The sequence below is a fragment of the Cellulosimicrobium sp. 72-3 genome (assembly GCF_013127315.1).
Taxonomy (GTDB): Bacteria; Actinomycetota; Actinomycetes; order Actinomycetales; family Cellulomonadaceae; genus Cellulosimicrobium; species Cellulosimicrobium funkei.
Genome location: NZ_CP053419.1, coordinates 2,549,067 through 2,559,465, shown reverse-complemented (window position 1 = coordinate 2,559,465; position 10,399 = coordinate 2,549,067). Strand labels below are relative to the sequence as shown.

Below are 10,399 nucleotides of genomic sequence, written 5' to 3'. Positions count from 1 at the left end.
AGGACGCCCGGCGCCGTCACCGCCGCGGCTCCCCGCGGTACGTGCCGAAGGACCAGAGGTTCCCCTCGGGGTCCTGGAGCACGAGCTCGCGGCTCCCGTAGTCCGTGTCCCGCAGCGGCACGACGACGCGACCGCCGGTACCCGGCACGCGCTCGCGCAGCCGGGCGTCGAGCGCCTCGATCGCGGCGTCGTCGGGCACGACGGCGTACGCGCCGCACGTCCCCGGCTCGCGCGACCACTCGCGCTCGGGGGAGTGGCTGCCGAGCATGATCCCGCCGCCGTGCGGCCAGTCGAGCTGGGCGTGCGCGACGTCGCGGTCGTGGCCCGCCATGACGGCCGTCGCGACGAACCCGACGACGTCGGTGAGGAACGCGACGAGCGCGCGGGCGTCGCGCGCCTGGAGGGTGGGCCAGACCTGGGGGCTCGGTGCCCCGGTCGGAGTCCCGGCCGCGTCGGCAGCGGGGGTGTGGTCAGCGGTGTCCCGGGTGCTCTCGTGGATGCTCATGGTCCCAGGCTGGGCCGTCGGTGTGGCCCCCGGCTTGGATGTTCCCGACCTCCTCCTGGACCCACCCGGTGGGCGTCGTGCCGGCGAACCGCCGGAACTCGCGCACGAGGTGGGAGTGGTCGGCGTACCCGGCGCTCGCGGCGACGTCCGCGAGCGTGCGGGGCCCGCGGCCGAGGGCGAGGCGCTGCACCGCACGACGGGCGGCGTCGAACCGCGCGAGCCCGCGCGCCGCGCGCGGCGAGACCCCGAGCTCCGCCCGGAACAGCGTCTCCAGGCGGCGTTCGCCCAGCGCTACGTGGCGGGCCGCGTCCCGGACCCGGGCGCGCCCGTGCGTGCGCACCAGCACCCGCCACGCCTCCGCGACGTCGGGCCGCACGCCGTCGCGCCGGGCGACGGAGCCACCCGGCGCGACGGCCCCGGGCTGCGTGAGCGCCGCCCGCACGACGTCGAACGCCGCGGGCCACGAGCCCGCCTCGGCCACCTGCTCGCGCAACCGCTCGGCGACGGGCCCGAGCACCGCGTCCGCGTCCTCGACGAGCCCGAGGTCGCCGGCCCGGACACCGAGCAGCTCGCGGCACGCGAGGGGGTCGAGGGCGAGCTGCACGCCCGCCTGCTCGGGCGGCTGGTGGATGTAGGCGGGCCGCGTGTGCAGACCGCCGACGAGCGAGGCGTAGCCCACCGGGGCGTCGTCCGGCCCGACCGCCGTCGGCACGGCGCCCGCCGTGCTCACGACGAGCGTGAGCCACGGCGACGGCAGGCCGCGGTGGACGGACGGTGTCCCGTCCGTCGTCGCGGTCCGCAGGCGGTAGCCGACCATCGACACGACGCCGGGCGGCAGCGCCGGCGGCAGGGCTCGCACGTACTCGTGCACGCCTCCAGGCTAGGCACTCACGTCGCGGGTCGCAGACCGCGCACCTGCGGGACGTCGGTGCCGCTCGCCGCGCGGCGCACGTGGGAGCGCGCGTGCTCGACGGCGTCGTCGAGCGTGTCGAACAGATGGTTCTCGTGCCGGAGCTCGGCGAGCGCGCCGACGTTCGTGAGCAGCGCGCGGTGCCGGTCCTGGACGCCCTTGACGAGGACGGTGACGCCGCGCGCCTCGAGACCCTCGATGAGCCCGCCGAGCGCCTTCGCCCCGGTCGCGTCGACCATGCGGAGCTGGGAGAGCCGCAGGACGACCACGGCGACGTCCTCGTGCGCCGAGGCGTCGGTCACCTCGGCGAGCACGCGGTCGGCGGCACCGAAGAACATGGACCCCTCGAGCCGGAAGAGCGCGACGTGCTCGTCGCCCGGCTCGGCGGGGCCGGGCAGCGGCTCGCGGTGGACCCCGGAGGCGCGGGCGACGGTCCGCAGCGCGAAGAACGCGGCGACGAGGATGCCGATCTCGACGGCCTGCACGAGGTCGAACGCGACGGTGACGACGGCAGTCACGGCGAAGGTCGCCGCGCTGGAGCGCCCGGCCCCGACGACGGAGCGGATCGTGCGCCCGCCGATCATCCGGAAGCTCGTCACCATGAGGACGCCGGCGAGCGCGGCGAGCGGGATCCGCGAGACCGGGCCGGTGGCGAGGTACATGACCGCGAGGATCACGACCGCGTGCACGACGGCGGAGAGCCGCGTCCGGGCGCCGGAGCGCACGTTGACCGCGGTGCGGGCGATGGCCCCCGTGGCGGGCATGCCGCCGAAGAGGCCGCTGGCGACGGAGGCGGCGCCCTGGCCGACGAGCTCCCGGTCGGGCTGGTAGACGGAACCGCCGCCCGGCCCGGACTGGACCATGGTCGCTGCGACGCGCGCGGACAGCAGGGACTCGATCGCGGCGAGCGCGGCGATGGCGAGCGCGGCGCCGCCGAGGTCGCGCAGCGCGCCGGGCGTGACCGACGGCAGGACGGGCGCGGGCAGCGACGACGGCAGCGCACCGATGCGCGGGACGGGCGCGCCGAGCACCTCGACGAGGACGGTGGCGAGCACGACCGCGACGAGCGACGCGGGGATCCCCGCGTGGAGCCGGGGGAGCAGCACCATGGTCGCGGCGACGAGCGCGACGCAGCCGAGCGTCCACAGCACCGGGGCGGCGGGGACGTCGGTGACGGCGGCGCGCACGGCCTCCACGGCGGACACGAGGGTGTTGTGGCCGGGCGCGACCTCGACGCCGACCGCGGCCGGGACCTGCTGGAGGAAGATGATGCACGCGATCCCGAGCGTGAACCCCTCGACGACCGGCCACGGGATGTACGTGACGACCCGGCCGAGCCGGGCGAGCCCGGCGACGAGGACCACGAGCCCGGCGAGGACGGTGACGAGCGCCACGGAGCCTGGGCCGTGCGTGACGACGACCGGCGCGAGCACGACCGCCATCGCCCCGGTCGGTCCGGACACCTGGTGGTTCGACCCGCCGAGGACCGCCGCGACGACGCCGGCGACGACGGCGGTGACGAGCCCGGCGGCGGCCCCGACGCCGGAGCTGACGCCGAACGCGAGCGCGAGCGGGAGCGCGACGACGCCCACGGTGACGCCGGCGAGGAGGTCGGCGCGCAGGGTCCGGGGGCGCAGGTCGTAGTCGGAGCGGCGGGGCAGCAGGTCGCGGACGGCGGCGAGGCGGTTCATGCCGAGGGGGACGACGCCGTGGTCGCGTCGAGCACCGCGCGCGCGGTCGCGCCGGGCAGGGCCGGGAGCCGCCGCGCGGCCTCGAGCTGGTCGGACGCGCCGGCGAGGTTCGACAGGAGGAACGCCCGCGCGACGACGAGCAGCTCGGCGACGAGCGGCTCGGCGAGGCGGTACTCGACGGCGTTCCCGCTGCGCGTCGAGGTGACGACGCCTGCCCGGCGCAGCACCGCGAGGTGCTGGGAGAGCTGGGACGCCTCGCACCCGGTGACGTCGAGCAGCACGGAGACGGGCGCGGTGTGGGCGGCGTCGGCGGCGAGGACCTCGAGCACCTGGATCCGCGTGGGGTGCGCGAGGCACCGGAAGAGCTCGGCCTTGATGCGGTAGAGGGGAGCGGTCTCGTCGGTGCCGGGGGCGCCGTCGTCGGTGCGGGGTGGGCGGGGCACGGGTCCTCCGGGCAATGGGATGATGGCTTGCGCAATCCATCAAACCATGGCGAGCGGCGTCCGGCGGCCCGCCCGGGATAGCCTGCCGCCATGACCGCCGCGCCCGACCCGAGCACCGACACGCCTCCTGCGGACCCGGCGGCCGAGGGCGCGGGGCACCCGACGCTCGGCCGCGTCGTGCGGACGCTGGACGAGCTGTACCCGCCGTCGACGGCGGAGGACTGGGACGCCGTCGGCCTGGTCGCCGGGGACCCGGACGCGCCCGTGCGCAAGGTGCTGCTCGCCGTCGACCCCGTCGAGGAGGTCGCGGACGAGGCGCTGGCCTGGGGTGCCGACGTCCTCGTGACGCACCACCCCCTGTTCCTGCGGCCCGTGCACTCCGTCGCCGCGACGACCTTCAAGGGCTCGCTCGTGCACCGCCTCATCCGGGGCGGCTGCGCGCTGTACGTCGCGCACACCAACGCCGACGCCGCGCAGCGCGGGGTCGCGGACGCCCTCGCCGACGCGCTCGACCTCCTGCACCGCGTCCCCCTCGTGCCGCACCCCGCGCCGTCGCCGCACGAGGCGGCGCGCACCGGCACCGGCCGCGTGGGCCGGCTCGCGGAGCCGACGACGTTGCGCGCCTTCGCGGAGCGCGTCGCGCAGGTGCTGCCCCCGACGGTGCAGGGCGTGCGCGTGGCGGGCGACCTCGACGCGCGCGTCGAGTCGGTGGCGGTCGTGGGCGGGTCCGGCGACTCGCTGTTCGACGCCGTGCGCGCGAGCGGGGCCGACGTCTACCTCACCTCCGACCTGCGCCACCACCCCGTGTCCGAGCTGCGCGAGCGCGCGCGGCTCGACGGCGGCGAGGCGGGGACGCCGTTCCTCGTCGACGTGCCGCACTACGCCTCGGAGTGGCCGTGGCTCCGCTACGCTGCCGAGGACCTCGTGCGCGTCCTCGCGCGCTCCGGCGCGGCCGTGGAGACGCGGGTCAGCACGCTCGTCACCGACCCGTGGACGGCGCGGTTCCCGTCCGCACCCGCCGACCCCGCAGCCGACGCCGGACCGCCCCGCGACACCGCGCAGGCCTGACGCCCGCCGCGCGTCGACCCGCACCCGTCCCCACCGACCCGCACGCCGGCCCCGTCCGGGGCCCACGAAAGGAACCACCCGTGGCCACTGCACCGCCCGCCGACCAGCTCCGCCTGCTCGACGTCCAGGAGCTCGACACGCGTGCCCAGCAGCTCGCGCACCAGCGCAAGAACCTGCCGGAGCACGCGCGCATCGCCGAGCTCGACGCCCAGCTCGAGGACCTGCGCGGCAAGCTCGTGGAGTCGCGGACCGCGGTGAGCGACCTCCGGCGCGAGCTGACCAAGGCCGAGGGCGACGTCGAGCAGGTGCGCACGCGCGCCGCCCGCGACCAGTCGCGCCTGGACTCCGGGCAGGTCGGGGCGAAGGACGCGCAGGCGCTCGTCGCGGAGCTCGAGTCGCTCGCCCGCCGGCAGGGCGTCCTCGAGGAGGTCGAGCTCGACGTCATGGAGCGGCTCGAGGCGCACGAGGAGGCCCTCGCGAAGCTCGAGTCGGCGCACGCCGAGCTCGAGTCCGCCAAGGCCGAGGTCGTGGCCGCGCGCGACGCCCGGTACGCCGAGCTCGACGCGGAGGCCGCGCAGGTCGCGGGGCGGCGCACGGACGCCGTCGCCGGTCTCGACGCGGGCCTGCTCGCGCTCTACGAGCGCGTCCGCGACCAGAACGGCGGCCGCGGCGTCGTCGCGCTGCGCGGCCAGCACGTCGACGGGCTCAACGTCTCGCTGAGCCCGGCCGAGCTCGCGGCGATCACGTCGGCCGCGCCCGACCAGGTGGTGCGGCTCGAGGACTACGGCCACATCGTGGTGCGGCCGGAGGGCGCCGGCGCGTGAGCGGCACCAGCGGTCGGCAGCTCGTCGTCGAGGCCGACGGCGGCTCGCGCGGCAACCCGGGGCCCGCGGGCTTCGGGGCGCTCGTGCGCGACGCCGAGACCGGCCAGGTGCTCGCCGAGCGGGCCGCGTACCTCGGCACGACGACGAACAACGTCGCCGAGTACTCGGGTCTCGTCGCCGGGCTGCGCGCCGCCGCGGAGATCGACCCGGACGCGCGCGTGACCGTCCGGATGGACTCGCGGCTCGTCGTCGAGCAGATGTCGGGGCGGTGGCAGATCAAGCACGACGACATGCGCCGCCTGGCGGCCGAGGCCGCGGCGGTGCTCCCCGCCGCGCAGGTCACCTACGAGTGGGTGCCGCGCGCGCAGAACGCGGCAGCCGACGCCCTGGCCAACGAGGCGATGGACACCCGCGGGACCGCCGTGCGCGACCACGAGCCCGCGGACACGTCGGAGGTGCCGTCCGACGCCGCGGCCGACCCCGCGACCGAGACCGCACCCGTCCCCGTGGACGGGACGACCCTCCCCGCCGTCCCCGAGGGCGCGGCGGTCGACACGCCCGCCCGGCCGTCGGGCGCCACCGTCCGGTTCGACGACGCGCCCGCGCTCACGGTCGTCCTCGTGCGTCACGGGCAGACGCCGCTCACCGTCGCGGGCGCGTTCAGCGGCTCGTCGGTGCCGGGACCGTCGCTCACCGCGCGCGGCCGAACCCAGGCCGCGCAGGCCGCGGACCTGGTGTTCCGGATCGGTCGTCAGGCGTGGCCCGACCTGCCGCGCCCGTCGGCCGTCGTCGCCTCGCCCATGGTCCGGGCCCAGGAGACCGCGCGCGCCGTCGGCCGCCGCCTCGGGGTGCCCGTGACGACGGACGACCGGTTCGCTGAGGTCGACTTCGGCGCGTGGGAGGGGCTCACGGCCGCGGAGGTGGACGCCGGGTGGCCCGGCCTCCTGCCCGCCTGGTACACGACCGGGACGACGCGGGCCCCCGGGGGCGAGTCCGCCGCCGACGTCGGCGTGCGCGTCCGGCAGGGGCTGCGCGACCTCGTCGACACCGTGCTGCCGGGTGCCGGGCCCGCGGGCCGCACCGTCGTCGTCGTGGGCCACGCCGTCCAGGTGCGGGCCGCGATCGGGACGGCCGTGGACGCGCCGCCCGAGCAGTGGTCGCGCATCCGCGTCCCTCCGGCGTCGGTGAGCATCCTGCGGCTGTGGGCCGACGGCACGAGCGAGCTCACGGCCCAGGGCGTCCCGAGCGACCTCTGACCCGGCCGAGGTAGAGGCCTGGTAGCGCGAGGTAGAGGCATGGTCGTGACCACGGCTCTACCTCGGCGGCCTCGGACGCGCGGTGCGGGCGACCTGGAGACCGGTCTCCACCCAGGCGTCGAGCTCGCGCGTGTCCGCCAGGCGTGGACCGTCGACGACGACCCACCCCGCCATCGTGCGGGTGCCCATCGTCATCGGCCGGGCGCCGCGCTCCAGGGCGGCGGTGCGTCCGCCCGTGCCGACCCGCACCATGAGGGCGTCCCCGGAGATCGCGACCGCCATGCGCCCGTCGACGAGGAACGCGAGGCCGCCGAACATCGTCCGCTCCTCGAACGGGGCGCGGGGCGCCAGCACCGCGCGGACGCGGTCGGCGAGGTCCTGGCTGACGGCCATGGGTCCACTGTGGACCCCTGCCCGTCCCGGCGCAGTGGCACGCGGCGCCGGCCCGGGCCGACCACCGCGCCGGATCGCTCGCCCGGACCGCTCGGCCGGACCGCTCAGGAGATGACGAGCTCGAGCGTCCGCGGGCCGCTGCGCGTCGTGGCGTCGTGCAGGGTCGCCTCGATCAGCCGGTAGGTGAGGCCCGAGCCGACCTCGGTCCCGATCACCGTGCCGACGAGCTCGCGCGCGGCGTCCAGCAGCCCGGCCGCGGACGACGGCGACGCCGCCTCCCGGCGCACGAGGTGCCCGGCGAGCACGCCGCGCGTGTGCTTGGCGTTGTGCGAGACGACGGTCCGCTTCCCGGCGTGCTCGCGCACGACCCGCACCGCGACCCACTCGGCCGCCCGCGGGCCCGATGTCCGCGGCTTCCACGCGCCCACGTACGTCGCGGACCGGCAGTCCACGACGACGTCGCCCGCGGCCCGCTCGTCGAGCACGGGGGCGAGGTGGGGCCGCCACGCCGTGGCGAGCTTCCCGACGCCCGGCAGGTCCACCGCCATGGAGAGCCGGTACGCCGGGACCCGGTCGGCGGGGGAGAGCGCGCCCCACAACCCCGACACGACGCGCACGTCCTCGCGGGCCCGACGCGCGGGCTCCCCGCCCGCGGCGAGCACCCCCGCGAGGTCCGCGGCGCCGTACAGCACGCCCGTGTACACGTCGGCTGCCGGACCGGCCGGGGCCGAGCGCAGCACGGTGTTGCGTCGCACCTCCTCGGCGAGCCCCGGCGTCGTGCCCAGGACCTCGTGGGCGTCCGGCCGGGCGCTCGCGGCGGCGAGCGCGTCGAGGACCGTCACGCGGTGCGCGGTGAGCGCGGGGGAGGTCAGGGTGTCGAGGTCGACGGGCGGGGCGCCGTCGGGCGCGGGGGTCTTGCCCTCGGACGGGGGGAGCAGCACGAGCACCGGGTCACTCTACGAGCGCGCGCGACGTCGCCGCCGCGGGTGACCGGGGCCGACGGCGTGGGGTGCGTCACGGCTACGCTCGCCCGATGGCCCAGGTGAAGATCTACGGACGGCGCAGCGTGTGGGGCGCGCGGCGGACGGAGGTGTCCGACGCGCTGCACGACGCGCTCGTGCGCGCGTGGCAGCTCCCGCCGGACAAGCGGTTCCACCGCTTCCTGCTCCTGGACGACGACGACCTGGTCGCCCCGCGCTCGGACGCGTACCTGGTCGTCGAGGTCGTCTGCTTCACGGGCCGCACGCGCGAGGCCAAGCGCGCGCTGGTCGCGGCGCTGTACGACGACGTCGTGCCAGCCCTCGGCCTGACGGTGGACGACGTGGAGCTCGTGATCCTCGAGAGCCCGCGCGAGAACTGGGGCATCCGCGGGGTCAGCGGCGACGAGCTCGCGCTGTCGTACCGCGTCGACGTCTGACTCGCGCGTCCCCTGCCTCGGGCGGCGGGGGGCGGTCCGAGCCCCGTGCGGGGCCGCTCAGCCTGCCTCGGCGACGACGGCCAGCACCGCGTCGCCGTACCGGGCGAGCTTGTTCTCGCCGACGCCGCTCACCAGCGCGAGCCGCTCGAGCGAGCCGGGCCGGGCGGTCGCGATCCCGCGGAGCGTCGCATCCCCGAACACGATGTACGCGGGCACGCCCTGGGTCTTCGCCTCGCCCGCCCGCCAGGCGCGCAGCGCCTCGAAGAGCGGGACGTCGGCCTCGGCCAGCTCGGCGGCGGCCGACGCCTTCCGTCCCTTCGCCGCGCGCACCGGACGCGCCGGCTCGTGCCGCATCCGGACCTCGCGGCGCCGGGCCAGGACCTCCCCGCTCGCCGCGGTGAGCACGAGCGTCCCGTGCGCGCCCTCGACGGTGAGCAGTCCCTGGGCGAGGAGCTGGCGCACCACGGCCCGCCACTCGTTCTCGGACAGGTCGTCCCCGACCCCGAACACCGACAGCTCCTGGTGCCGGAACCGCCGGACCTTCTCCGTGTCCCGGCCGAGGAGGATGTCGACGACCTGCCCGACGCCGAAGCGCTGCCCGCGCTCGCGGTCCAGGCGGAACACCGTCGAGAGCACCTTCTGCGCGGCGACCGTCCCGTCCCAGGCCTCGGGCGGGGCGAGGCACGTGTCGCACGACCCGCAGGCCCCCGGGTGCTCCTGGCCGAAGTAGGCGAGGAGCTGGGCGCGGCGGCACTCCACGGTCTCGCAGAGGGCGAGCATCGCGTCCAGGTGCCGGCCCAGGTTGCGCCGGTGCGCGGCGTCGCCGTCGGACGTCTCGATGAGCTTGCGCTGCTGCACGACGTCGGCGAGGCCGTAGGCCAGCCAGGCGGTGGACGGCAGCCCGTCGCGCCCCGCGCGTCCCGTCTCCTGGTAGTACCCCTCGACGGACTTGGGCAGGTCGAGGTGGGCGACGAACCGGACGTCGGGCTTGTCGATGCCCATGCCGAAGGCGATCGTCGCGACCATGACCACGCCGTCCTCGCGCAGGAACCGGGACTGGTTCGCGGCGCGCACCGACGCGGGGAGCCCCGCGTGGTAGGGCAGCGCCTGGATCCCGTTCTCGACGAGCGTCGCGGCGGTCCTCTCGACCGACGCGCGCGAGAGGCAGTAGACGATCCCGGCCTCCCCGGCGTGCTCGGTGCGCAGCAGGTCGAGCAGCTGCTTCTCGGGCCGGTCCTTGGGCACGATCCGGTAGGTGATGTTGGGGCGGTCGAAGCTGGAGACGAAGTGCCGCGCGCCCTCCAGGTCGAGGCGCAGGGCGATCTCGGCGCGCGTCGCGGCCGTCGCCGTCGCGGTCAGCGCGATGCGCGGGACGGACGGCCAGCGCTGGTGCAGCACCGACAGCTCGAGGTAGTCCGGCCGGAAGTCGTGGCCCCACTGGGAGACGCAGTGCGCCTCGTCGATCGCGAACAGCGCGATCGGCGTCCTGTCGAGCAGGTCGAGGGTGGCGCGGCTGCGGAGCCCCTCCGGCGCCACGTAGAGCAGGTCGAGCTCACCCGCCACGAGCGCGCGCTCCACGGCGCGGCGGTCCTCCGAGGACAGCGTGGAGTTGAGGAACGCGGCGCGGACGCCGAGCGCCGCGAGGGCGTCCACCTGGTCCTGCATGAGGGCGATGAGCGGGGAGACCACGACGCCGGTCCCTGGACGGACCAGGGCGGGGATCTGGTAGCACAGCGACTTGCCCCCGCCGGTCGGCATGAGCACCAGGGCGTCGCCGCCGTTGACGACGGTGTCGATGACGGCCGCCTGCTCACCCCGGAACGCGTCGTACCCGAAGACTCGCCGGAGCACGTCGAGCGCGGGGTCGGTCGCAGTCGCTGTGGCCACCCGGG

At 76.7% G+C, this 10,399-nt stretch carries 11 protein-coding genes; 4 read left to right on the top strand and 7 right to left on the bottom strand.

What is annotated here, in order from left to right; translation table 11 throughout:
• Positions 1-16: 16 nt before the first annotated feature.
• Genes HKK73_RS11630 through HKK73_RS11615 form a run of 4 tightly spaced genes read right to left on the bottom strand, consistent with a single transcriptional unit; the run spans position 17 to position 3,549 of the window.
• Positions 17-505 carry a VOC family protein gene (locus HKK73_RS11630; RefSeq protein ID WP_171468051.1) on the bottom strand — a complete coding sequence of 163 codons (489 nt, stop codon included), beginning with the start codon at positions 503-505 and terminating at the stop codon, positions 17-19.
• A complete protein-coding gene (locus HKK73_RS11625; protein ID WP_216607981.1) occupies positions 471-1,376 on the bottom strand; it encodes a helix-turn-helix domain-containing protein in 906 nt (301 codons plus the stop codon). The genes HKK73_RS11630 and HKK73_RS11625 overlap by 35 nt, the downstream gene beginning before the upstream one ends.
• Before the next feature lie 17 nt (positions 1,377-1,393).
• The gene (locus tag HKK73_RS11620) at positions 1,394-3,106 is read right to left on the bottom strand and encodes a SulP family inorganic anion transporter (protein ID WP_171468050.1); all 1,713 of its coding nucleotides are present in this window, start codon (positions 3,104-3,106) and stop codon (positions 1,394-1,396) included.
• Complete coding sequence (locus HKK73_RS11615) at positions 3,103-3,549, bottom strand: metalloregulator ArsR/SmtB family transcription factor (protein WP_171468049.1); 447 nt, start codon at positions 3,547-3,549, stop codon at positions 3,103-3,105. The genes HKK73_RS11620 and HKK73_RS11615 overlap by 4 nt, the downstream gene beginning before the upstream one ends.
• Before the next feature lie 90 nt (positions 3,550-3,639).
• Between HKK73_RS11615 and HKK73_RS11610 the strand changes: the two genes are divergently transcribed.
• The 3 genes from HKK73_RS11610 (at position 3,640) to HKK73_RS11600 (ending at position 6,697) form a co-directional block, all read left to right on the top strand.
• Positions 3,640-4,617: a Nif3-like dinuclear metal center hexameric protein gene (locus tag HKK73_RS11610; RefSeq protein ID WP_171468048.1), complete on the top strand. Its 978-nt coding sequence runs from the start codon at positions 3,640-3,642 to the stop codon at positions 4,615-4,617.
• Positions 4,618-4,697: 80 nt separating this feature from the next.
• On the top strand, positions 4,698-5,441 hold the full coding sequence (locus HKK73_RS11605) for a zinc ribbon domain-containing protein (protein WP_034653131.1): 744 nt from the start codon (positions 4,698-4,700) through the stop codon (positions 5,439-5,441).
• Positions 5,438-6,697: a bifunctional RNase H/acid phosphatase gene (locus HKK73_RS11600; RefSeq protein ID WP_171468047.1), complete on the top strand. Its 1,260-nt coding sequence runs from the start codon at positions 5,438-5,440 to the stop codon at positions 6,695-6,697. The genes HKK73_RS11605 and HKK73_RS11600 overlap by 4 nt, the downstream gene beginning before the upstream one ends.
• 57 nt (positions 6,698-6,754) lie before the next feature.
• On the opposite strand, the gene HKK73_RS11595 is transcribed toward HKK73_RS11600, so the two are convergent.
• Complete coding sequence (locus tag HKK73_RS11595; RefSeq protein WP_171468046.1) at positions 6,755-7,090, bottom strand: TfoX/Sxy family protein; 336 nt, start codon at positions 7,088-7,090, stop codon at positions 6,755-6,757.
• A gap of 104 nt (positions 7,091-7,194) precedes the next feature.
• Positions 7,195-8,037, bottom strand: coding sequence for a YaaA family protein (locus HKK73_RS11590; RefSeq protein ID WP_171468045.1), 843 nt, complete (start codon positions 8,035-8,037; stop codon positions 7,195-7,197).
• An 86-nt stretch (positions 8,038-8,123) separates the two neighbouring features.
• Between HKK73_RS11590 and HKK73_RS11585 the strand changes: the two genes are divergently transcribed.
• Positions 8,124-8,507, top strand: coding sequence for a tautomerase family protein (locus HKK73_RS11585; protein WP_085387735.1), 384 nt, complete (start codon positions 8,124-8,126; stop codon positions 8,505-8,507).
• Between the two features lie 57 nt (positions 8,508-8,564).
• On the opposite strand, the gene recQ is transcribed toward HKK73_RS11585, so the two are convergent.
• Positions 8,565-10,394 carry a DNA helicase RecQ gene (recQ, locus tag HKK73_RS11580; RefSeq protein ID WP_034653124.1) on the bottom strand — a complete coding sequence of 610 codons (1,830 nt, stop codon included), beginning with the start codon at positions 10,392-10,394 and terminating at the stop codon, positions 8,565-8,567.
• Between the last annotated feature and the right edge of the window lie 5 nt (positions 10,395-10,399).

Bases quoted from the DNA above. Each gene is read 5' to 3' on its own strand.
- HKK73_RS11630 (WP_171468051.1), bottom strand. From the start codon at position 505: ATGAGCATCCACGAGAGCACCCGGGACACCGCTGACCACACCCCCGCT.
- HKK73_RS11585 (WP_085387735.1), top strand. From the start codon at position 8,124: ATGGCCCAGGTGAAGATCTACGGACGGCGCAGCGTGTGGGGCGCGCGG.
- HKK73_RS11595 (WP_171468046.1), bottom strand. From the start codon at position 7,090: ATGGCCGTCAGCCAGGACCTCGCCGACCGCGTCCGCGCGGTGCTGGCG.
- HKK73_RS11610 (WP_171468048.1), top strand. From the start codon at position 3,640: ATGACCGCCGCGCCCGACCCGAGCACCGACACGCCTCCTGCGGACCCG.
- HKK73_RS11620 (WP_171468050.1), bottom strand. From the start codon at position 3,106: ATGAACCGCCTCGCCGCCGTCCGCGACCTGCTGCCCCGCCGCTCCGAC.